The organism is Burkholderia sp. 10_S31, from assembly GCF_056930375.1.
The window spans coordinates 1,334,025-1,356,849 of the sequence record NZ_JBXOWK010000003.1 but is presented as its reverse complement, the minus strand read 5'-3'; the positions used below and the strand labels follow the sequence as shown (position 1 = coordinate 1,356,849).

Below are 22,825 nucleotides of genomic sequence, written 5' to 3'. Positions count from 1 at the left end.
CGGCAACCCGCATCGCGTCCTAATCGAAAAGGACGATGGCCGTTTCGCCGCGGATCGCTACCGTGCGCTTACCCGGCGCGAGATCGACGCGCACGGCGCATCGTCCGACTGTATGCCGATCGATATGGCACGTCTGCGCTTCGCCGCGCGGCGCGGCATACCAGCAACGGCTTCGGTCGCAACCGCGGTCGCAACGTCCTGTCACCGTCTCCGACAAAGGCCAGTGAATGAATCAGAAAAACGAAATTTCCCGTCGACACTTTCTCCGGCTGGGCGCCGGCACGCTCGGCATCGCGCTGGGAAGCGCGTCACTTCTGTCCGCGTGCGGCGGCGATTCGATCGCGGTCGCCCCCGTCACGATGCCCAGGCTCGGTTCGGCAGCGAACTTTCGCGACACCGCGGGACCAGACGGAACGGGCTATGCCACCGCAAGCGGCGCAATGACGAAAAAAGGCGTGATCTACCGGTCGCCCGCGCTCGCGTTGTCCGCGGCCGACCTCGCAACGGTCGATACGTTCGGCATCACGCAAGTCTGCGACCTGCGCACGCCTTCCGAGATCCACGCGCAGCCGGATGTGCCATTGGCAGGCGCCACCTGGCAGAACCTCAACGTGCTCGGCACCGCCAATCTCGGCCCGCTTCCGACCAGCGGCACGACTGCCTCGGCCTTCATGCAAAGCATGTATCGGGCGTTCGTGACGTCGGAAACGGCACGGACGAGTTACCACTCGCTATTCGCCGGCTTTGCCGCATCCGGCGGCAACCTGGTCGTTCACTGCACGGCCGGCAAGGATCGCACCGGCTGGGCGACGGCCATTCTGCACACGATCCTCGGCGTTCCGCGGCACACGATTTTCGCCGACTATCTGCTGACCAACGTCTACAGCGCGTCGGAAATCACCACCTATGTCGCGCAAGCGCAGAAGAGCGGCGGGCAGGACGCGGCCGACATGATGGCCGCGCTGCAAAGCGCGCAGACCGCCTATCTGCAAGCGGCATTCGATCAGGTCGTCACGTCGTACGGCTCGATGACGTCGTACATCGATAACGGCCTGCAGCTGGACCAGACGACGCAGAATGCGATCCGGCAACGCATGCTGGTCTGATTGGCCGGGCAGGCGGCGATAGCGAAACCATGTCCGTCGCCGCGCAGTCGCCTGCGCCCCGAATCGAACGCGCCCTTCATCCGGCACGGAAACCCGCGTCAGCCCATGCCGACGCCGGATTTGCCGATCGGCGCAGTGCGTGGCGTCAGCCTCGACCGCAAAACCAAACGACCGTTTGATCTCGGCGCCCCGCCACCGTGAATCCATTGTCCTGTCGTGCACCGACCGGCATTGCCCGGACCACCGCTGTTTGGTAACGCCGCTCTAGCGGGCTATGCCACACTGCACGGCATCGACATCCGCGCCGTGCATCGGCCGCGCGCCGTCGTCGATCACGACAAGACATGGAGACAGACGATGCGGAATGCGGTCCGGCGCGGCCATCGCACGCCTTTGGCAATTTTCGACTGGATGGCCGGCCCGCGACGCGCGGCCGCCTCGGTCTCACACGGCACCTCCCGTGCGCTCGGCTGCGGCACGCTCGCGCTCGCGCTGCTCTGCGCCGGCTGCGCGGAACCGGCTGCGCAGCGCGACGGCAACGCCTCGGTCGCCTCGACGAAGATCGAGCGCGCCAAAGCCGAACGCCTCGCCCGTGAACAGCAGATCGCCCGCACCGTACCGTCGCTCGCGTCGATCAGCCTCACGCAGCCGCGCCCGTTCACGCTGCGCGACTCGGGCCAGAACGGTGCGATGACGTTTCTGCGCGATGTCGATTTCCGCATCGTCAACAATCTCGGCTTCTTCATCCACCAGTTGTCCGCGACACTCGTGCCGACGCAGGCCGGCGCACCGATCGTGTTCGACGATCCGACGAGCTTCGAGATCGACGTGCACGAAGGCACGGTCACGCTCGACGACGCGAAGCTGACCGCACTCTTCAATACCTACATCTTCGGTTACCGTAACGCACCGCTGCGCAAGCTCGCGGTATCGGCCGGCGACGGCGTGATCCATCTGCAAGGCGAGATGCAGCGCGACGGCTGGGTGCCGTTCTCGCTGACCGGCACGCTCGCGATTCGCGACGGCAGCCAGCTCGTGTTCCATCCGACCGGCGTGCGCGTATCGGGCATCAATGCACAGCCGGTGATGCGCGCGGCCAACGTGAAAATGGCCGACCTGCTGAAGGTCGAGACGCCGATCGCGCGGCTCGCGGGCGATGACCTCGTAATGTCGGTCGACAAGCTGATGCCGCCGCCGCGACTGAAGATCAGGATCACAGCGCTGCGCGTGACGCCGGCCGGCCTCGACCTGACGCTCGACGACGGCTCGCACGCCGGCTTCGCACTCCCCGCGAATGCGCCGCAACAGGCGATGTACATTCGCGGCGGCGACGTGAAGTTCATGCGCTCGATGCCGATGAACGCCGACATCCTGATCGGCCCGGTCGACCCAACGAAACGCGACCAGAATTTTGTGTTCGACCTGTACCACTATCGCGATCAGGTATCGGCCGGCTATTTCAATTTCGACGAAAGCGGCGCGATGGCAATCCGGATGCCGTCGTATGCGGGCCCCGCGAGCGGCGCCGCGCTCGGCAATGCGGCCGCTCGCCTGAACGACAGCTTCCTCGCCGCGCAGCAGAATGCGTTGCGCGACTCGCGCCAGCACTGGGAAGCGTTTGCGCTCGCAGCCGGCGCCGCGCAGCCCGGCATGCAGAAAGTCTCCATGCGGCGCTCGTCGACCACGCCGTTCAACGAGCGGCACGTGTCGAACCGCAACCCGACGATCCATCTGCACAACGTCGACTTCAACCTGTCCGGCGACATCGGCTTCCATGTCGAGGATCTCGACGTGCAGCTCGTCGCGAAACGACCCGGCGAACCGGTCGACCTCGACGATCCGAACCAGTACGACATCCGCATTCTCGGCGGCATGGTCGTCGAATCGTGGAAGGCGATGTCGGCGCTCTTCAACAACTATCTGCTCGACTATTCGCCGCGCTCGCTGAACGACCTGCAATTGAGCGCGGATGGGCAGGACCTGCGCGTCCAGGGCGGCATCAAGCTCTGGAATCACGTGCCCGGCGTGTGGCTGCCGACCGACATGAAGGGCTCGCTGTCGGTACTCGACGACCGGCACCTCGCGTTCAAGCCGTCGCAGGTGTCGGTACTCGGCATCCCGCAGGCAAAGCTGCTGCGCTCGCTCGGCATCGAGCTCGCGGCGCTGACACCGCTGCAGCGCCGCGGCGCGCGACTGCGCGGCGACACGCTCGTGCTCGACCAGTACACCGTATTTCCGCCGCCGATGCTGAACGGCAAGCTCGGCCAGGCGACGGTCGAACGCGACGGACTGCGCCTCACGTTCCGGCGCGCCACCGACGCACCTGTGCCGAAGCGGCCGCAGATCGACGCATCGAGTTACATGTGGATGGAAGGCGGCGACATGAAGATGTTCAACGTGCTCGAACTGAACGTGCGCGCGCTGATCCGGAACTCGGCCGAAACCGGCCCGATGCGTTTCGACCTGTACGACTACCGCAGCCAGGTCGCGCAGGGCTCGGTGCGGATGCTGCCGGACGGCACGCTGGTCGTCGACATGGGCAAGCCGAATCCGCTCGCGTCTCGCTGATATCGCGAACCCGCATGCATGAAAAAGCCCGGTGGCACTTCATTTCGCCAACCGGGCTTTTTGCCGATTCGAGGTCGCACTCAGTCGTGCTTCAGTCCGTCGATTACATCAAGAAGCGCCTGTCGCAACGCGATCACGTCGACCGTCGCACCCGGCTTGCCAGGCGCCCGCACATCGGTGGCCGGTACGTCGGATTCGTCCGGTGCGGGGGCAGCGCGTTCGCCGCCCGGCGAATCGAGCCGGTTGCGCGCCCCGTTGATCGTGAAGCCCTGTTCATACAGCAACTCGCGAATCCGACGGATCAGCAGCACTTCGTGGTGCTGGTAGTACCGGCGATTGCCACGCCGCTTCACCGGCCGCAACTGCGTAAATTCCTGTTCCCAGTAACGCAGCACATGCGGCTTGACCCCGCATAGTTCACTGACTTCACCGATCGTGAAGTAGCGCTTCGCGGGAATCGGAGGCAGGACGACTTTCTCAACCGTAGTGGTCATCGTCGGTTAACCGTCGGTAAAGGGTGCGCGGCGGTCGCGCGGAGACGTCGGCGCGGGGCGTTACTCCGTGCCGTTTTCGACCAGCGCCTTCAGCTTCTGGCTCGCGTGGAAGGTTACCACCCGGCGGGCCGCGATCGGAATCGCCTCGCCCGTCTTCGGGTTGCGGCCCGGACGCTGCGGCTTGTCGCGCAGTTGGAAGTTGCCGAACCCCGACAGCTTGACGCTTTCACCGTTTTCGAGCGCGTCGCGGATCACTTCGAAAAACGCCTCGACCATGTCCTTCGCTTCACGCTTGTTCAGCCCGACACTGTCGAACAACAGCTCCGCCAGTTCCGCTTTCGTCAGCGTCGGCGTCTCGGCGGACGCCGGCGCCGAAGCGTCGCGGTTCATGGCGCTGCGTTGCGCCGTCAGGAGGGCTTCGAATTCACTCGAGGTCATGTCGTTCATATCTGCCATACAGCGCGTTAAACCAAAACTTACGATAGGGAAAAGCCACCCGCGAACGGGCGGCCCTTCTCCTTAGCCGCGCAGACGAGCACCGGCACGCGCCATCCGCTCGACCAGCGTCTGGATCGCCTGATCGACGACCTCGTCCTGTAGCGTGCCAGCCGCATCCTGCAGCGTCACGCGGAAGGCAAGGCTCTTCTCGTGCGCGGCAAGGCCACCGGAAGTATTTGATTTTGCACGAAATTCGTCGAAGAGTACAACCTTCTGAACGAATCGGCAGGCGTCTTCGGCCAGTGCCTTCTTCATTTCGTCGAAAAGTGCCTGAACCTCGACCGCCTGATCGACCACGACCGCGATATCGCGCCGTACCGGCGGGAATTTCGACACGTCGGTCGGTGCCGGCAACGCACGCGCGATCAGCGCGTCCGCGTCGATTTCGAACATCACGGGCGCGTGCGGCAGCTCGTACTTCTGCATCAGGCGCGGATGCAGCTCGCCGATCCAGCCGACCGCGCGGCCATCGACTTCGATGCGCGCGCTGCGGCCCGGATGGAGGGCCGGATGTTCGGCCTTCACGAAGCGTGCGGCGGCCGGCGCGAGCAGCGCCTCGAGATCGCCCTTCACGTCGAAGAAATCGACCGGGCGGGTCGCCACGCCCCACTGCTCGTCGACCGCCGGGCCGTACGCGAGCGCGCCGACACGCTTCGGCTGCGTGTAGCCTTCGACGGTCAGTTCGCCGGCCTTCACCGACGGATCGGCGAGGAACACGCGGCCCGCCTCGAACACACGCACGCGATCCGCGCGACGGTTCAGGTTGTGGCGCAGCACCGAGATCAGGCTGCCGAACAGCGTCGTGCGCATCACCGACAGCTGGCTCGCGATCGGGTTCAGCAGGCGGATCGGGTTGTCGTTGCCAGCGAAATCGTGCTCCCATTCCGCATCGACGAAGCTGAAGTTGACCGTTTCCGCATAGTCGCGCGCCGCGAGCGCATGACGGATGTCATGGATCGAACGTTGCGTCTCGTTGGTTGCGCGCATCTCGCTCGTCGCGACCGGCGGACGCGCCGGAATCTTCTCGAAGCCGTAAATGCGCGCGACTTCCTCAATCAGGTCTTCCTCGATCTCAATGTCGAAGCGGTGCGACGGCGGCGTGACCAGGAATGCGTCGTCGTCACGCTCGAACGGCAGGCCGAGGCGCGTGAAGATGTTCGCGATCTCGTCGGCGTCGATCTTCACGCCAATGATGCGGTTCGCGCGCGACACGCGCATCTTCACCGGTGCGCGCTGTGGCAGGTTCACCGCCTGATCGTCGACCGGGCCGGCCTTGCCGCCGCAGATCTCGAGAATCAGTTGGGTAATGCGCTCGACGTGCTCGACGGTCGTCGCATAGTCGACGCCGCGCTCGAAGCGATGAGCCGCATCGGTCGAGAAGTTGTACTTGCGTGCGCGACCACGGATGCTGTCCGGCCACCAGAACGCGGCCTCCAGGTAGATGTTCGTCGTGTCGAGCGTGACGGCCGTGCTGTCACCGCCCATGATGCCCGCGAGGCTTTCGACCTGACGGTCGTCCGCAATCACGCCGACCGTTTCGTCGAGTTCGACCGTGTTGCCGTTCAGCAGCTTCAGCGACTCGCCGCGCTTGCCCCAGCGCACCTCGATGCCGCCGTGGATCTTGTCCAGGTCGAACACGTGCGACGGACGGCCGAGCTCGAACATCACGTAGTTCGAGATGTCGACGAGCGCCGACACGCTGCGCTGGCCCGAGCGCTCGAGGCGCTCGACCATCCATTGCGGCGTCTTCGCGTGCGCGTTCACGCCGCGGATCACGCGGCCCGAGAAGCGGCCGCACAGATCAGGGGCGGCGATGCGCACGGGCAGCGTCTCGTCGAGCTCGACGCGCACCGGACGGATATCGACCGGCGTCAGCGGCGCGCCGGTGATCGCGGCCGTCTCGCGCGCGATGCCGAATACCGACAGGCAGTCGGCCTTGTTCGGCGTCAGCTTGATTTCGAAGATCGTGTCGTCGAGATTGAGCGTGTCACGGATGTCCTGGCCGATCGGCGTGTCTTCCGGCAGGATCAGCAGGCCGCTGTGGTCCTCGGACAGCTTCAACTCGCGCGCCGAGCACAGCATCCCCTGGCTCTCCACGCCGCGCAGCTTCGACAGCTTGATCGCGAAAGGCTTGCCGCCCTCTTCTGCCGGCGGCAGTTCCGCGCCGACCAGCGCGACCGGCACCTTGATGCCGGGCGACACGTTCGGTGCGCCGCACACGATATTCAGCGTCGCGCCGGTGCCGGCGTCGACCTGGCAGACATTGAGCTTGTCCGCATCCGGATGCTTGACGACTTCGAGCACGCGCCCGACGACGATCTTCGACGTCGGCGGCGCAGCCTTGCTCAGCGATTCGACTTCGAGCCCCGCCATCGTCAGCGCGTGCGACAGTTCGTCGGTCGTCAGCTGCGGGTCGACAAAGGTTCTCAACCAGGATTCAGGGAATTGCATGGATGTCTACGTTCGAAACAGGTTAGATCGACGCCCGGGCCCCGTCGGAAACGTCCGGCGGGGCGTGCGCGGGCACATGTCGGCGCGGCGCGTGCGTTATGCGAACTGGCGCAGGAAACGCAGATCGTTCTCGAAGAACAGCCGGAGATCCTGCACGCCGTAGCGCAGCATCGTCAGGCGCTCGAGGCCGCTGCCGAACGCAAAGCCGATGTAGCGCTCGGGATCGAGGCCCATGTTGCGGATCACGGTCGGATGCACCTGCCCCGAGCCCGAGATCTCGAGCCATTTGCCGGCGTTCTTGCCGTGCTCGAACATCATGTCGATCTCGGCCGACGGTTCCGTGAACGGGAAATACGACGGACGGAAGCGCACGAGGATGTCGTCGCGCTCGAAGAATTTCTTCAGGAAGTCGGTATAGACGCCCTTGAGGTCGGCGAAGCTGATGTTTTCGTCGATCCACAGCCCCTCGACCTGATTGAACATCGGCGAGTGGGTCGCATCGCTGTCGACGCGATACGTACGGCCCGGCGCGATCACCTTGATCGGCGGACGGTTCATGCGCGCGTAACGCACCTGCATCGGGCTCGTGTGCGTGCGCAGCAGCAGCTGGCGGCCGTCGGCATCCTTGCCTTCGACGTAGAAGGTGTCCTGCATCGAACGCGCCGGATGGTTCTCCGGGCTGTTCAGCGACGTGAAGTTGTACCAGTCGGTCTCGATTTCGGGACCGTCGGCCACGTCGAAGCCGATCGAGCGGAAAATCTGTTCGACGCGCTCCCACGTGCGCATCACGGGGTGCAGGCTGCCTGCACCGGCGCCGCGGCCCGGCAACGTGACGTCGATCGCCTCGGCGGCGAGGCGCTGGTTCAACAGCGCGTCGGCGAGCGCCTGGCGGCGAGCGGTCAGCGCGGCTTCAACCTGCTGCTTCACGACGTTGATGCGTGCGCCTTCGGTCTTGCGTGCTTCGGGATCGAGCTTGCCGAGGCCCTTGAGCAACTCGGTCAGCGCACCCGACTTGCCGAGAAATCGTGCTTTCTCGTTTTCGAGCGTGGTGATGTCGGCAGCCTGTTCGAAGGACTGCTGCGCGTCGGCGACAATCTGGTCCAGATCCATAGATCCCATCATTTCCAACGTCATTCGGTCTTGGCAAGCAAAACTGCTCACCAAACAAAAAAGGGGCTCGGAAGAGCCCCGTTTTCGCTGCAGCGGCCGAGACTACCGGAACATCGCTGCAACTCACCACGCAGTGCTAATTTCGCAATTAGGCTGCAACGGCGGCTTTCACCTGCTTGACGATCGCAGCAAAAGCAGCCTTGTCGAACACCGCCATGTCGGCCAGGACCTTACGGTCGAGTTCGATCGACGCCTTCTTCAGGCCGTTGATGAACACGCTGTAGGTCATGTCGTGCTGGCGGACTGCCGCGTTGATACGCGTGATCCACAGTGCGCGGAACACACGCTTCTTGTTGCGGCGATCGCGGTACGCGTACTGACCAGCGCGCATCACCGCCTGCTTGGCGATGCGGTAGACGTTATTGCGACGGCCGCGATAACCCTTGGCCAGGTTGATGATCTTCTTGTGGCGGGCCCGTGCGGTTACCCCACGTTTGACTCGAGGCATGTTTCTCTCCTTAGAGTATCAGTTGAGGGGTTACGCGAACGGCAGCATCGCGCGGACGGAGTTCAGATCGGAATCATGAACTGCCGTTGCGCCGCGCAGGTGACGCTTGTTCTTCGTGGTTTTCTTGGTCAGGATGTGACGCTTGAAGGCTTGACCGCGCTTGACGGTGCCGCCCGGACGCACCACGAAGCGCTTTGCAGCACTCTTCTTGGTCTTCATCTTAGGCATGACGAACAACTCCAGTTTATTTGATGGCGATGGGTGTGCGGTTGGCTTGCGCCCTTGACCCGCCCTTCGAAACCCAGTCCACTTGTGTACGGCGAACCGCTTGCGCAGCCGCCGTCATTGTTGGCGCGCCGCCCTGACCGGGCAACGCACCGAACCACTTTCGAACCTGCGCGCGTGGCGCGCGGGCCCGTTACTTCTTTTTCTTCGGCGAGAGCACCATGATCATCTGGCGCCCTTCCATCTTCGGCATCTGCTCGACCTGGCCGACTTCCTCGAGATCCGTGCGCAGACGCTCAAGCATCCGCATGCCGATCTCCTGGTGAGCCATTTCGCGGCCGCGGAAACGCAACGTGATCTTCGTCTTGTCGCCCTCTTCGAGGAAGCGCACGAGGTTGCGAAGCTTGACGTTGTAGTCACCGTCATCGGTACCCGGGCGGAACTTGACTTCCTTCACCTGGATGACCTTCTGCTTCAGCTTCGCTTCGTGCTGCTTCTTGGACTCCTGATACTTGAACTTGCCATAGTCCATCAGACGGCAGACCGGCGGAACCGCTTGCGGCGCGATTTCCACCAGGTCAACATCCAACTCTTCCGATTTACGGAAAGCATCAGTGAGTTTTACGATACCGAGCGGTTCGTTCTCGATCCCGACCAGACGCACTTCCGGCGCAGTGATTTCACCGTTGATGCGATGCGACGACTTATCAGTAGCGATGTTACGTTTCCTCTAAAAATTAAAAAAACGAGCCGCGCTGCCAGGGCGGTTACTTGAACGAGCGCAGGTCTTCCTGCAGACGCTCAACGAAGGCTTCGATCGGCATAACGCCAAGATCGACGCCGCCACGGGCACGCACGGCTACCGTTTGCGCATCACGCTCCTTATCACCCACGACGAGGAGATAAGGCACCTTTTCCAGCGTGTGCTCGCGTATTTTATAACTAATCTTCTCGTTGCGCAAATCGGCCGCCACTCTAACCCCTTGTTTTTGCAACGTTTGGGCCAGAGATTGTGCATATTCCGCCTGACTTTCGGCGATATTGAGCACAACTGCCTGGAACGGCGCGAGCCAGACCGGCATCGCACCGGCATGGTGCTCGATCAGAATACCGAGGAATCGTTCCATCGAACCGACGATCGCACGGTGCAGCATCACCGGCCGGCGGCGGCTGTTGTCTTCCGCGACGTACTCGGCACCGAGACGCTCCGGCAACACCATGTCGAGCTGCAGCGTGCCGCACTGCCACGAACGGCCGAGCGCATCCTTGATGTGGTATTCGATCTTCGGACCATAGAACGCACCTTCGCCCGGCAGCTCTTCCCACGACAGGCCGCACGCCGTCAGCGCGTCGCGCAGGCCCTGCTCGGCGCGATCCCACGTTTCGTCCGTGCCCGCACGCTGGTCGGGGCGCAACGACAGCTTGATGTCGATGTGCTCGAACCCGAAATCCTTGTACACGCTCATCGCCAGCGTATTGAACGCGATCGACTCGGCGATGAACTGCTCTTCCGTACAGAAGATGTGCGCATCGTCCTGCACGAAGCCGCGCACGCGCATCAGGCCATGCAGCGCACCCGATGCCTCGTTGCGATGGCACGAACCGAATTCCGCGTAGCGCAGCGGCAGGTCGCGGTACGAGCGCAGGCCGTGCTTGAACACCTGAACGTGACCCGGACAGTTCATCGGCTTGATCGCGTAGTCGCGCTTCTCCGACTCCGTCGTGAACATGTTCTCGCGGTAGTTCTGCCAGTGGCCCGACGCCTCCCACAGCGAGCGGTCCATGATCATCGGCGTCTTGATCTCGAGGTAGCCGGCATCGTTCACGCGGCGGCGCATGTACTGCTCGACCTGCTGCCACAGCGCCCAGCCCTTCGGATGCCAGAACACCATGCCCGGCGACTCTTCCTGCATGTGGAACAGGTCCAGTTGCTTGCCGAGCTTGCGGTGGTCGCGCTTTTCCGCTTCCTCGAGCATGTGCAGGTACTGATCCTGGTCTTCCTTCTTCGTCCAGGCCGTGCCGTAGATGCGCTGCAGCTGCTCGTTCTTCGAGTCGCCGCGCCAGTACGCACCCGCCACCTTCATCAGCTTGAAGACCTTCAGCTTGCCGGTCGACGGCACGTGCGGGCCGCGGCACAGGTCGGTGAAGCCACCGTGCGAGTACAGCTTGATTTCGTCGCTTTGCGGAATCGATTCGATGATCTCGGCCTTGTACTTCTCGCCGAGGCTGCGGAAATAGCCGGCCGCCTCGTCGCGCGACACGACGCGGCGCGTGACCGGCTCGTCCTTCTTCGCGAGTTCCTGCATGCGCCTTTCGATCTTTTCCAGATCTTCAGGCGTAAACGGGCGGTTATACGAGAAGTCGTAGTAGAAGCCGTTATCGATCACGGGACCGATCGTCACCTGCGCATCCGGATACAGTTCCTTCACCGCGTACGCGAGCAAGTGCGCGGTCGAGTGACGGATGATGTCGAGACCGTCGGCATCCTTGTCCGTGACGATCGCGAGCGATGCGTCGCGATCGATGACCGTGGACGTATCGACGAGTTCACCGTCGAGCTTGCCACCAAGCGCAGCCTTCGCAAGGCCGGGACCGATCGAGGCCGCAACCTCGGCAACTGTCACCGGATGCTCGTATTGTCGAACTGAGCCGTCAGGCAAGCGTATCGAAACCATAGCAATCTCCGTGATGCCGACAGTGGGCGGCAAACCAAGCACGCGATGTAAAAGTCACGCGCGAAAATTCCGCGACAAAAAAAATGCGGCCCCGCTTTCGAGGGGCCGCATTCGATACTTCACTCAAACTGAAAGGGCGAAAACGTTCCTCGACTAGCGTCGCTCCGAAAAGGTTTCGGTCAACGTTCGCGGTGTCATAACCGTATTCGCCTTGTTCGCGTTGAGTTATTTACTGCATCAAACACCCGGAAACCGGGCATTCTCAATTCGTTGGTAGGCTCGATTGGACTCGAACCAACGACCCCCACCATGTCAAGGTGGTGCTCTAACCAGCTGAGCTACGAGCCTAGAGAAGCTAAGATTATATGGGGCTACCGATGACTTGGCAAGCGTTTTTATGCAGTCGCAGCAAAATGATCCGGCTCCCGCCCCATTATGGGGACGTCATGCCTTGCGCCCCGCCCGCACGACGCCCGGCACCTCGCCGAGCAGCGTGCATGCCCGCTGCACTTGCGCGGAATTCGACACCTCGACCGTGAACTGCATGAAGGCCGCATTGCGGCGGCTTTGCGTCTTCACGCCCACCACGTTCATCTTCTCGCGCGCGAACACTTCGGAGATGTCGCGCAGCAAGCCTTGCCGGTCGCTCGCCTCGATCATCAGGTCGACCGGATAGACGGACACGCCGCGCCCACCCAGCACGTCGGCCGACCAGGTCGTCTGCAGCACGCGCTCCGGCGCCCGTTCGGCCATCCGCCGGAATGTCGGACAGTCGCTGCGGTGAATCGACATTCCCTTGCCGCGCGTCACGAATCCGCTGATCGGGTCGGGCGGTGCCGGACGACAGCAACGCGCGAGCTGGGTCAGCAGCGCATCGACGCCGACCACCAGCACGCCGGTCGACGCGCCGTGCGCGACACTTGCCCCGCTGCTGCGCTTCTCGAAATCGGCGGGAGCCTCGGGCGCATGCTCGGGCGGCGGCGCATCGGACAGCGCGTGCTCGACGTTGCGCAGGCTGAACTCTTCCTTGCCGACGACCGAGAACAGTTCCTCGGGCGACTTGAAGCCGAGCTTCGCGGCGAGGTTGTCGAGGTTGACCGACGTCTTGCCCTCGCGCTGCAGCGTCTTTTCGACGAGCGCGCGACCATGCGCGATGTTCTCTTCCTGCTCGATCGAGTTGAACCACGCCCGCACCTTCTGTCGCGCGCGCGGGCTCTTCAGATAGCCAAGCTGCGGGTTCAGCCAGTCGCGCGACGGTCCACCCTCCTTCACCGCGACGATCTCGACCGTCTGACCGTTCGCGAGCGACGTGTTCAGCGGCACCATCACGCCATCGACGCGCGCGCCGCGGCAGCGATGGCCGAGCTCGCTGTGCAGGTGATACGCGAAATCGACTGGCGTCGCGCCCTGCGGCAGCGCAATCACGCGCGCCTGCGGCGTCAGCACGTAGATGTGGTCGTCGTCGAGCGACGTCTCGCGCAACTGGGCCCATGCCTGGTCACCCGATACTTCGGTGCCGTCCTCGACGTCGTCCTTCCATGCGAGCAGTTGGCGCAGCCACGCGATCTTCTCGTCGTACTTGTCGCTCGCCGAGAACTGGCCGCCATAGCCGCGCGCGCCCGCTTCCTTGTAGCGCCAGTGCGCGGCGACGCCGTACTCGGCGAAGCGGTGCATTTCCTGTGTGCGGATCTGCACTTCGAACGCACGCCCGTCGTCGCCGATCACGACCGTATGCAGTGACTTGTAACCGTTCGGCTTCGGGCGCGAAATGTAGTCGTCGAATTCCTTCGGCACCGGTTGCCACAGGTGATGCACGATGCCGAGCACCGCGTAGCAATCCTTGATGTCCGGCACGATCACGCGGAACGCACGCACGTCGTACAGCTCGGAGAAGTCGAGTTCCTTGCCGCGCATCTTGCGCCAGATGCTGTAGATATGCTTCGGCCGCCCGCTCACGTCGGCCGGGATGTGCGCTTCCGCCAGTTCGTGCTGGAGCCGCTCGATCGCTTGTGCGACGTACGCCTCGCGTTCGACGCGTTTCTCGTCGAGCAGCCTCGCGATGCGCTTGTAGGTGACCGGATCCTCGAAGCGGAACGCGAGGTCCTCGAGCTCCCACTTCAGTTGCCAGATGCCGAGACGGTTCGCAAGCGGCGCATAGATCTCTAGCGTCTCGCGCGCGACGTCGGGCGGCGGATCGATCTTCGCCGCCGCGTAGTAGCGCAGCGACTGCAGCCGCGACGCCAGGCGGATCAGCACCACGCGGATGTCCTGCGCGAACGCGAGCAGCATCTTGCGCAGCGCCTCGATCTGCGTACGCCGCTCCTCCGCGGCGTCGCGCCCGGCGTCGGGCATCGCGTTCTGCGCGGCGCGCAGGCTGACGGTACCGAGCCGCAGCAGCTTGCGCACATCGGACACGAGCCGCGCGACCTCTTCGCCGAACCGTTCGGTCAGCTCCCGTTCGGGGTCGTTCAAGTGCGGCGTCAGCACGAACAGCGCGGCCGCCTGCATTGCATGCGGATCGACGTTCAGCGTGCGCATGATCGCCGCCGTGCCCGCGGAGTGATCGGCGAGCAGTTCGCCCGACGACAGGCGCGCGTCGCCGGCCCGCTCGCGAACGAACGCGAGCACGTCATCGAACGACGGCGCCGCGACGGAAGAAGCGGAAACGGACTCGGTCATCGCACTGCCTGGCGTATTGCGGTCATCGTGATGCTTCGCTCAGCTCCGCTGCGCGGCGACGACGACGATCTCGACGAGCAGCGCCGGATCCGCGAGCTTCGCCTCGACGGTGGCACGCGGCGGCGTGTTGCCCTGCGCGACCCACGCGTCCCACTCCGCGTTCATGCCTTCGAAGTTCGCAAGATCCGAAATGTAGATCTGCACCGACAGCAGATGCGCCTTGTCGCTGTTCGCTTCGGCGAGCAGGCGGTCGATGTGGCCGAGCACTTCGCGCGTCTGGCCCTTGATGTCCTGGGTGGTGTCTTCGGCGATCTGGCCGGCCAGATACACGGTACCGTTGTGGATCGCGGTTTCGGAGAGACGGGCCCCGACGTGGTGACGAATGACTGCCATGGAATGTTCCGGTCGTTTGAATGGGTGAAGAATCGGCGACGACGCGGCCCGCATGTCGCCGAACCATACATTATGACGCGTTTATGCGTCGCCTTCGACGAAAAACCGCCGTGCGAGCGCAATCTGGTCGGCGCTCAGGAATGCCGGTGCGTGCCCCGTGCCGGGAATTTCCGCCTGCGCCACATGCCGGCCGCGGCGCACCATCTCGGCGACGGTCTCGCGCGACAGCAGGTCCGACTCGGCGCCGCGCACGACCAGCAGCGACGCATCGGTCGTCTCGATCGCGCGCCACAGCGCGGCTTCGCCGAGCGCGGCCAGTTCGGGCGTCGTCGCCTTGAACGGCTCGGCGATGCGCGGATCGTAGCGCATCGTCCAGCCGCCGTCGGGCAACTCGCGCAGCAACGGCCCGTTGATCTCGCGCCATTCGTCGCCGGTCAACGCACCGAACGGCAGCGACAGCGACGTCAGATAGTCGACGCCCTCCTGCTCGGTCGCGAAGCGCGGCTGCACGCCGAGGTATTCGCCGATGCGCGTCAGCGAATCGGGTTCGATGCGCGGGCCGACGTCGTTGACGATCATCCGGCGCAGCGGCGAACCAGGGAGCCCCGCGAACGCCATGCCAATCAGCCCGCCCATCGACGTGCCGAACCAGTCGACCGACTCGACGTCGAGCCGCGCGATCAGCGTGACCATGTCGGCCACATATTGCGGAATCGCGTAATGCCGCGGATCGGCGAGCCAGTCGGAGCGGCCTCGCCCGACGACGTCGGGGCACACGACGCGATACGTATCGGACAGCGCGGCGGCGAGCCGGTCGAAGTCGCGCCCCGAGCGGGTCAGGCCGTGCACGCAGACCAGCACGCGCGAATTGGCGGGGTCGCCCCATTCGGTGTAGGCGACATGATGAAGGCCGGCGGCGCTCGCACACTGCACGCGTCGCTGACGGGGAAGCGGAGGATTCGTTGAAGTTGTTGGCATCGTTGGCATCCTGTCGAACGTGGGCGGCGCGGCGGGCAACGCTTGCGCCGCCTGATGCAAACGATTGTAAACCGCTTCGTAACGGCGGGGCGTCACGCGCCGGCGGTCATCCGGCGCATCGTTCGCAACGGCTCACGCGCCGAGGCGCCACGCGTCGCGCAATTGCTCGCGCAGGAAATCGACGAATGCGCGCACGCGCAACGGCACGTGACGACCGCCGGGATAGACGGCATGAAGCGGTGCCGCGGGCGCCGCGAACGCCGGCAGCACGCGGACAAGCCGACCGGCCTCGAGATCGGCACCGACGTCCCAGATCGACTTCAGCGCAATGCCGGCACCCTCCAGCGCCAACGTACGAGCCGCACCGCCATCGTTCGTCAGCAGCGCGGCCGTCACCTCGACCGTCACCGCACCCTGCACACCTTTGAACCGCCACTCCGTCCGCGGCTGGTCGCCCATCACGATGCATCGATGTGCACGAAGCTCGGCAGGATGGGCCGGCAGCCCGTGCACGGCAAGATAGCTCGACGACGCGCAAAGCACGCGATGATTCGGCGCCAGTTCGCGCGCGATCATCGTCGAATCGGCGAGCCTGCCGATCCGCACGGCAATGTCGATATCCTGCGCGAGCAAATCGACGATCGTGTCGGTCAGCATCAGCTGCACGGTCAACTCCGGATGTTGACGCTGAAACGCCGCGACGAGCGGCGCGATCCGCAGGCGGCCGAGCTCGCCGGGCGCCGTCAGGCGCAGCATGCCGCTGACCGTGCCGCGGCGGTCGCTCATCAGCGTTTCGGCGCGATCGACCTCGGCCAGGATGCGCAGCACCTGCGCATGGAACTGCGCGCCGTCGTCGGTCAGCGTTTGCTGCCGTGTCGTCCGGTGCAGCAGACGCACGCCGAGCTGCGATTCCAGATGCGCGAGCCGCTTGCTGACGACGGACAGCGACAAGTCCAGCTCGCGCGCCGCCGCAGACAGGCTGCCAGCCGACACGATTCTCGCAAAGGTATCGAGCGCCGGGAGATCATCGATCAGCATCGCGGCACCGCGCCTCGCCAATCCTTTCCATTTTTCGAATAATTCATTCGTTTTTATCCCGTATTTGCGTTGCAAACGGAAACCTACCATACCTGTTCCGCGTCGTCGCTCGGCGCCATTCACAGGACACCCGAAACCATGTCGATCCACCTTCCTTCGGTCGCTCGCCCAATCGCCCGCGTCATCGCTGCGGCGGCCTGCGTCGTTATGCTGTCGCCTGCCGCATCCCGCGCCGCCGACCTCGTCGAGCCGCAGAGCCTGACCGTCGCGGCCGACGTGCCGGCCGCGCAGGCACGCGCGCAAATCCTCGCCGCACGTCGGTATGGCACGTTCTGGGATACGGGCGATGCCGCCCTCGCCCGCACGGCGCTCGCCGCCGATTTCATCGATCGAACGCTGCCGGCCGGCCGCGCACAGGGCGTACCGGGACCGCTCGCGGCATCCAGAACCATGCGCGCAGCCATCCCGGACCTGCATTGCAACATCGAACAGATGATCGTCGCGGGCGATCGTGTCGTCATGCACCTGCATTTTCGCGGGCATTTCACCGGCACTTTCAATGGAACGACCGGAAACGGGCAGACGGTCGACTTCATCGCGACCGACATCTACCGGATCGATCACGGCCGGATCGCGGAAAACTGGCACATCGAGGACAACCTGACGCTGATGCGCCAGCTCGGGCTCGTCGGGTGACGGAGGAGACGATGACTCACAGCGACTACGATTCGGCGACGCATCCGGCGCGCCGCACGTTTCTTGCCCAGGCGAGTGCCGGGCTGGCGGCCAGCATCGCGATGGCCGCGGGCGCCTCCCGGCCGGCAACGGCTGCGCCGATACCGGATCCCGCAAGGATGGACGCCGGCGGGTTCTGGCCGGACGATATGCGGCTCGTCATCTCGATCTCGATGCAGTTCGAAGCCGGTGGACAACCGTCCAAGGGCGCGGACAGTCCGTTCCCGTCCGTCGAATTTCCACCGTCGGTGCCGGTCGACCTGGCGTCGGCCACGTGGTTCGCGTATGGCTATCGTGAAGGGATTCCACGCCTTCTCGACCTGTGGGACCGGCACGGCGTGAAAGTCACGTCGCACATGATCGGAGAAGCCGCTCGCCGGCACCCCGAACTCGCACGCGAGATCGTGTCGCGCGGCCACGAAGCGGCCGCGCACGGACCGACATGGCGGTCGCAATTCGCGATGAACCGCGACGACGAGCGCCGCTTCCTCACCGAAGCCCGCGACATGGTCGAAGCGGCGACGGGACGGCGCCCGATCGGCTACAACTGCAACTGGCTGCGGCGCGGCCCGCATACGCTGTCGCTGCTGCAGGAGCTCGGCTACGTGTACCACATCGACGACGTCAGTCGCGACGAGCCCTTCATCGAGACCGTCGACGGCCGAGATTTCGCGGTCGTCCCGTACACGCTGCGCAACAACGACATCCTGCTGATCGAAGGCCGCAACTACTCGCCGACGATGTTTCTCGAGCAGATCAAGCTGGATTTCGACCAGTTGTACGCGGAAGCCGGGCAGCGGCGCAGATTGATGTCGATCAGCGCGCACGACCGGATCAGCGGCACTCCGCAGATGGTCCGCGCGTGGGACGCATTCCTGCACTATGCACGCTCGCATCCAGGCGTGGCCTTCATGCGCAAGGACGACATCGCCCGCTTTGCGTTGCGCAGCCGGTCGACGCTGCGCGAAGCCGAAACGATCTGACCGGCTTCCACCCCGCTCATCACTTCGGGAAGACCATCATGAATGATCCGCTCAACGGAAAGAAAGTCCTCGTCGTCGGTGGCAGCTCCGGCATCGGCGCCGCCACCGCGCAAGCATTCGCACAACGTGGCGCCGTCGTGACGATCGCGTCGCGCGACCCGGCCAGGGCAGGCGCGGGTATCACGGCAGGCGGCCACATGCGTACCGAAGCGCTCGACATCACCGATACGGCGGCCGTCGATGCGTTCTGCGCGCGTGCCGGCCAGTTCGACCACGTCGTGATTTCGGCCGCGAAGACAGCCACGGGCCCGATCCGCGCACTGCCGCTTGCCGACGCGCAGGCCGCGATGGACAGCAAGTTCTGGGGCGCATACCGCGTCGCCCGCTCGATCGATATCGCACCCGGCGGTTCGCTGACCTTCGTGTCGGGTTACCTCAGCGTACGGCCGAACGCATCGTCGGTGCTGCAGGGTGCGATCAACGCGGCGCTCGAGGCGCTCGCCCGCGGCCTTGCTCTCGAGCTGGCGCCCGTGCGGGTGAATACCGTATCGCCGGGCCTGGTCGCGACGCCGCTGTGGAACAAGCTCGCGCCCGATGCACGCGACGCGATGTACGCCGGCGCCGCCCAGCGCCTTCCGGCACGCCACGTCGGCCAACCGGAGGACATAGCGAATGCGATCGTGTATCTGGCGACAACGCCTTATGCGACCGGTTCGACGGTGCTGATCGACGGCGGCGGCGCGATCGCATGACGCAGCCATGACAAAACGCCCCGCGCTCCTGACGGAACGCGGGGCGTCGAGAGATGCGGGACGACGGCCCTCAGGCGACCGCGCTCACGTCGAGCGGTGCGCCCGTCTTCGCCTGGATCTCTTCCGCGCTCACGCCGTCGGCGAGCTCGAGCACCTTCAGGCCGTCCGGCGTTACTTCGATCACGCCGAGATCGGTGATGATCAGGTCGACCACGCCGACGCCCGTCAGCGGCAGGTTGCATTCGTCGAGAATCTTGTGTTGGTCGCCCTTCGCGACGTGCTCCATCAGCACGACGACGCGCTTGACGCCCGCGACGAGATCCATCGCGCCGCCCATGCCCTTGATCATCTTGCCCGGGATCATCCAGTTCGCGAGGTCGCCCTGCTTGCTGACCTGCATCGCGCCGAGGATCGCGAGGTTGATGTGGCCGCCGCGAATCATCGCGAACGAATCGGCCGACGAGAAGATCGACGAGCCCGGCAGCGTCGTGACGGTCTGCTTGCCGGCGTTGATCAGGTCGGCGTCGACTTCGTCCTCGGTCGGCGACGGACCGATGCCGAGCAGGCCGTTCTCCGACTGCAGCCACACCTCGACGCCCTCCGGCACGTGGTTCGCGACGAGCGTCGGCAGGCCGATGCCGAGGTTCACGTAGAAGCCGTCCTGCAGTTCCTTCGCCGCGCGCGCGGCCATCTGGTCACGATTCCAGGCCATGTCAGTCTCCTTTCGCGCGTACGACGCGTTGTTCGATGCGTTTCTCGGGCGTCGCGTTCAGCACGATGCGCTGCACGAAGATGCCCGGCGTGTGGACCTGGTCCGGATCGAGCGTGCCGTTCTCGACGATCTCCTCGACTTCCGCCACGGTGATCTTGCCCGCCATCGCACACATCGGGTTGAAGTTGCGCGCGGTGCGGCGATAGATCAGGTTGCCGGACTTGTCGGCCTTCCACGCCTTCACGAGCGCGACGTCGGCCGTCAGCGACGGCTCCAGCACGTAGTGGCGATCGCCGAACTGGCGCGTTTCCTTGCCTTCCGCGATCACTGTGCCGTAGCCCGTGTTCGTGAAAAAGGCGGGGATGCCGGCGCCGCCCGCGCGCAGCTTCTCGGCGAGCGTGCCCTGCGGCGTGAATTCGAGCTCGAGTTCGCCGGCCAGGTACTGGCGCTCGAACTCCTTGTTCTCGCCGACGTACGACGAGATCATCTTCTTGATCTGGCGCGTTTCCAGCAGCAGGCCGAGACCGAAGCCGTCGACGCCCGCATTGTTGCTGATGCAGGTGATGCCCTTGACGGCGGAATCGCGCAGCGCGGCGATCAGCGCCTCGGGAATCCCGCACAGGCCGAAGCCGCCCACCGCGAAGGTCTGTCCGTCGCGGACGATCCCTTCCAGCGCGGCAGCCGCGCTGGGATAGACTTTGTTCATCTGTATGTCCCTTCCTCTATGGAAACCAGCAAAACCGGTTCACGCGCCCATTGGGCCGCAAGCCCGCCGCCTCATTCTATGCATGCACGGCGAACCCTGCGTCGAAGCGCGCTGTTTTTATATCGCGACAAACCGCCGCGAGATGCCCGAAAGGGTACGATGCGGCGCAGATACGGCACAATACGCAAAAATACATAAGCATTTGCCTCCGCTTGCCCGCGCCATGCCCGCTCTCGATTACCAGACTGCCTTCCACCTCGCGCCACTCGGCCTCGTAATGTCGCGCGACCGCGTGATCGAGGACTGCAACGACGCGCTCGCGTCGATCTTCCGCTGCACGCGGGCTGACCTGATCGGAAAGTCATACGAGGTGCTCTATCCGTCGCCGGACGAATTCCAGCGCATCGGCGAACGCATTTCGCGCGTGATGATCGCGAACGGCACCTACGCCGATGACAGAATCATGAAACGGGCCGACGGCGAGCTGTTCTGGTGCCACGTGACGGGCCGCGCACTCGACCGCACCGCGCCGCTCGCGGCCGGCGTCTGGACCTTCGAAGACCTGAGCGCGACGCGCCGCGTCGCTGTCGAATTGACGCCGCGCGAACGCGAGATCGCCGCGCAGCTCGCGACCGGCAAGACCAGCAAGCAGATCGGACGCGTGCTCGATATCAGTTCGCGCACGGTCGACATCTACCGCGCGCGGCTGATGCGCAAGTACGGCACGAACAATACGCCGGAGCTGCTGCAGCGCCTGCTCGGCCAGTAACACGCGCCCCGCAATGGCAATCGGCCGCATGACGCGGCCGATTCGGGGGGATCATCAGGAAATGGCGGCACACCGGCGCCCGCGCGCCGGGTCCGATGCCGCGGCGCTCAGTCGATCTTCGCCGCGAGCGCACGCTCGATCGTATCGCGCAGCAGTTGCGGCAGCGGCACCGACTTGCCGAGCGCATAGTCGACCCACACGCAGCGTGCATTGCCGCGCGCATAGACGTGTTGCGGATCGTCCGCGCGCGTCAGCTCGAAACCGGTGTCGAAGCTGCTGCGACCCGGCTTCGCGGCCGACATCTTCGCGATCACGTCGCCCGGATAGTGCAGTTGCTTCAGGAACTCCATCGACGCCGTGACGATCACGGGCCCCTGCCCCTCGCCGTTGCCGCCCGCGATGCCGAGTTCCTCGAACCACGAGATCCGGGCCTGTTCCATGTAGCGGAAATAGACCGTGTTGTTCACGTGGCCGAACGCGTCCATGTCGCCCCAGCGGATCGGCATCGACATTTCAAATACGGGGGAATATTCGCTCATCGCAGTCTTCTTTGTTGCTGAATGTCATCCACTCAGGCGAGGCCGAAGCCGTCGTCGGCGGAGATAATCGAGCCATTGATGAACTGCGACTCGTCGGCCGCGAGCAGCAACAACAGCCCGTCGAGATCCTGCGGCTTGCCGACGCGCCGGCGCGGCAGCATCGACTGCAGCTTCTGGCCCTGCTCGGTTTCCCACAAGTAATGATTGATTTCGGTATCGATATAGCCCGGACAGATCGCGTTGACGTTGATCCCGTGGCGGCCCCATTCGAGCGCCATCGCACGCGTCATCTGCACGACCGCCGACTTGCTCATCGCATACAGCCCGATCTGCGGGAACACGCGCAGACCGGCCACCGACGCGATGTTGATGATCCGGTACGGCGGCTTGCCGTTGCCGTTCGCACGCATGATCATCCGCTTCGCGACCTCCTGCGCGACGAAGAATGCGCCGCGCGTGTTGGTGTCGAACACGAATTCGAAATCGGCCGGCGTCACGTCGACGAGCTTCTGCATCGTCGAGACGCCCGAATTGTTCACGAGGATGTCGATCGTGCCGGCCTCAGTCTCCGCGTGCGCGATGGCCGCCTTGATGCTCTGCACGTCGGTGACGTCGAGCGACACGACGTGCGCGGCACCGCCCGCCGCCTCGATCTCCGCACGCAGCTCCTTCAGGCGCTCGACGCGGCGGCTCGCGAGCACGACTTTCGCGCCGGCCTGCGACAGCACCTGCGCAAAGCGCTGCCCGAGGCCGCTCGATGCACCCGTAACCAGCGCGACCTTGCCTTCCAGATTGATCGATCGACCCATTGCACATCCCCTTTCGATGTCGTTTCGCCGCGACGGGCGCCCTGTCCTGCGCAGCATAACCCTAGCACATAAAATAGAACGATCGTGCTAATCTATT

22 protein-coding genes and 1 tRNA gene are annotated in these 22,825 nt (G+C 64.5%); 6 read left to right on the top strand and 17 right to left on the bottom strand.

All coding sequences use genetic code 11. The annotated features are described in order from the left end of the window. Positions 1–227 precede the first annotated feature (227 nt). Positions 228–1,106 carry a tyrosine-protein phosphatase gene (locus tag AC1Z3W_RS26345; protein WP_057924302.1) on the top strand — a complete coding sequence of 293 codons (879 nt, stop codon included), beginning with the start codon at positions 228–230 and terminating at the stop codon, positions 1,104–1,106. Between the two features lie 357 nt (positions 1,107–1,463). Next, complete coding sequence (locus AC1Z3W_RS26340; RefSeq protein WP_483508773.1) at positions 1,464–3,674, top strand: hypothetical protein; 2,211 nt, start codon at positions 1,464–1,466, stop codon at positions 3,672–3,674. An 80-nt stretch (positions 3,675–3,754) separates the two neighbouring features. Here the strand turns inward: AC1Z3W_RS26340 and AC1Z3W_RS26335 are convergent, their stop codons facing one another. From AC1Z3W_RS26335 to AC1Z3W_RS26275, 13 genes are all read right to left on the bottom strand, one after another. After that, positions 3,755–4,168 (bottom strand): MerR family transcriptional regulator, encoded by a 414-nt coding sequence (locus AC1Z3W_RS26335; protein WP_057924301.1) that lies wholly within the window; start codon positions 4,166–4,168, stop codon positions 3,755–3,757. Between the two features lie 60 nt (positions 4,169–4,228). Further along, entirely contained in the window at positions 4,229–4,615 is a 387-nt protein-coding gene (locus tag AC1Z3W_RS26330) for an integration host factor subunit alpha (RefSeq protein ID WP_057924300.1), read from the bottom strand. Between the two features lie 72 nt (positions 4,616–4,687). Continuing rightward, positions 4,688–7,117 carry a phenylalanine--tRNA ligase subunit beta gene (gene pheT, locus AC1Z3W_RS26325; RefSeq protein ID WP_057924299.1) on the bottom strand — a complete coding sequence of 810 codons (2,430 nt, stop codon included), beginning with the start codon at positions 7,115–7,117 and terminating at the stop codon, positions 4,688–4,690. A 96-nt stretch (positions 7,118–7,213) separates the two neighbouring features. After that, positions 7,214–8,227 (bottom strand): phenylalanine--tRNA ligase subunit alpha, encoded by a 1,014-nt coding sequence (gene pheS, locus AC1Z3W_RS26320; RefSeq protein ID WP_014897235.1) that lies wholly within the window; start codon positions 8,225–8,227, stop codon positions 7,214–7,216. Between the two features lie 148 nt (positions 8,228–8,375). Further along, positions 8,376–8,735: a 50S ribosomal protein L20 gene (gene rplT, locus AC1Z3W_RS26315; protein WP_004192938.1), complete on the bottom strand. Its 360-nt coding sequence runs from the start codon at positions 8,733–8,735 to the stop codon at positions 8,376–8,378. A 30-nt stretch (positions 8,736–8,765) separates the two neighbouring features. Beyond that, positions 8,766–8,963, bottom strand: a complete 198-nt coding sequence (rpmI, locus tag AC1Z3W_RS26310) for a 50S ribosomal protein L35 (protein WP_004191477.1) — start codon at positions 8,961–8,963, stop codon at positions 8,766–8,768. A gap of 190 nt (positions 8,964–9,153) precedes the next feature. After that, complete coding sequence (gene infC, locus AC1Z3W_RS26305) at positions 9,154–9,678, bottom strand: translation initiation factor IF-3 (RefSeq protein WP_082664562.1); 525 nt, start codon at positions 9,676–9,678, stop codon at positions 9,154–9,156. A 49-nt stretch (positions 9,679–9,727) separates the two neighbouring features. After that, positions 9,728–11,635 carry a threonine--tRNA ligase gene (thrS, locus tag AC1Z3W_RS26300; protein WP_057924297.1) on the bottom strand — a complete coding sequence of 636 codons (1,908 nt, stop codon included), beginning with the start codon at positions 11,633–11,635 and terminating at the stop codon, positions 9,728–9,730. 271 nt (positions 11,636–11,906) lie between these two features. Further along, positions 11,907–11,983, bottom strand: a tRNA-Val gene (locus tag AC1Z3W_RS26295). A 96-nt stretch (positions 11,984–12,079) separates the two neighbouring features. Continuing rightward, on the bottom strand, positions 12,080–14,314 hold the full coding sequence (locus AC1Z3W_RS26290) for a RelA/SpoT family protein (RefSeq protein ID WP_057924296.1): 2,235 nt from the start codon (positions 14,312–14,314) through the stop codon (positions 12,080–12,082). 39 nt (positions 14,315–14,353) lie between these two features. Next, a complete protein-coding gene (locus tag AC1Z3W_RS26285; RefSeq protein WP_014897238.1) occupies positions 14,354–14,707 on the bottom strand; it encodes a RidA family protein in 354 nt (117 codons plus the stop codon). Between the two features lie 81 nt (positions 14,708–14,788). Continuing rightward, positions 14,789–15,685, bottom strand: a complete 897-nt coding sequence (locus AC1Z3W_RS26280; RefSeq protein ID WP_057924500.1) for an alpha/beta fold hydrolase — start codon at positions 15,683–15,685, stop codon at positions 14,789–14,791. A gap of 132 nt (positions 15,686–15,817) precedes the next feature. Next, positions 15,818–16,723 carry a LysR family transcriptional regulator gene (locus AC1Z3W_RS26275; RefSeq protein WP_057924295.1) on the bottom strand — a complete coding sequence of 302 codons (906 nt, stop codon included), beginning with the start codon at positions 16,721–16,723 and terminating at the stop codon, positions 15,818–15,820. A gap of 138 nt (positions 16,724–16,861) precedes the next feature. Between AC1Z3W_RS26275 and AC1Z3W_RS26270 the strand changes: the two genes are divergently transcribed. The 3 genes from AC1Z3W_RS26270 to AC1Z3W_RS26260 are packed head-to-tail and all read left to right on the top strand — an operon-like array spanning position 16,862 to position 19,193. Then, positions 16,862–17,419, top strand: a complete 558-nt coding sequence (locus AC1Z3W_RS26270) for an ester cyclase (protein ID WP_057924294.1) — start codon at positions 16,862–16,864, stop codon at positions 17,417–17,419. An 11-nt stretch (positions 17,420–17,430) separates the two neighbouring features. Continuing rightward, positions 17,431–18,441: a polysaccharide deacetylase family protein gene (locus AC1Z3W_RS26265; RefSeq protein ID WP_124835105.1), complete on the top strand. Its 1,011-nt coding sequence runs from the start codon at positions 17,431–17,433 to the stop codon at positions 18,439–18,441. Between the two features lie 38 nt (positions 18,442–18,479). Further along, positions 18,480–19,193: an SDR family oxidoreductase gene (locus AC1Z3W_RS26260; protein WP_124835106.1), complete on the top strand. Its 714-nt coding sequence runs from the start codon at positions 18,480–18,482 to the stop codon at positions 19,191–19,193. Positions 19,194–19,263: 70 nt separating this feature from the next. Here the strand turns inward: AC1Z3W_RS26260 and AC1Z3W_RS26255 are convergent, their stop codons facing one another. Beyond that, entirely contained in the window at positions 19,264–19,905 is a 642-nt protein-coding gene (locus AC1Z3W_RS26255) for a CoA transferase subunit B (protein ID WP_124835107.1), read from the bottom strand. A 1-nt stretch (position 19,906) separates the two neighbouring features. Then, a complete protein-coding gene (locus AC1Z3W_RS26250) occupies positions 19,907–20,611 on the bottom strand; it encodes a CoA transferase subunit A (protein WP_012363722.1) in 705 nt (234 codons plus the stop codon). A 223-nt stretch (positions 20,612–20,834) separates the two neighbouring features. Between AC1Z3W_RS26250 and AC1Z3W_RS26245 the strand changes: the two genes are divergently transcribed. After that, positions 20,835–21,380 carry a LuxR C-terminal-related transcriptional regulator gene (locus tag AC1Z3W_RS26245; protein ID WP_014897242.1) on the top strand — a complete coding sequence of 182 codons (546 nt, stop codon included), beginning with the start codon at positions 20,835–20,837 and terminating at the stop codon, positions 21,378–21,380. Positions 21,381–21,487: 107 nt separating this feature from the next. Here AC1Z3W_RS26245 and AC1Z3W_RS26240 read toward each other — a convergent pair whose 3' ends face one another. Next, positions 21,488–21,919: an acyl-CoA thioesterase gene (locus AC1Z3W_RS26240; RefSeq protein WP_057924290.1), complete on the bottom strand. Its 432-nt coding sequence runs from the start codon at positions 21,917–21,919 to the stop codon at positions 21,488–21,490. Between the two features lie 32 nt (positions 21,920–21,951). Then, positions 21,952–22,728, bottom strand: a complete 777-nt coding sequence (locus tag AC1Z3W_RS26235) for an SDR family oxidoreductase (protein WP_059467666.1) — start codon at positions 22,726–22,728, stop codon at positions 21,952–21,954. Between the last annotated feature and the right edge of the window lie 97 nt (positions 22,729–22,825).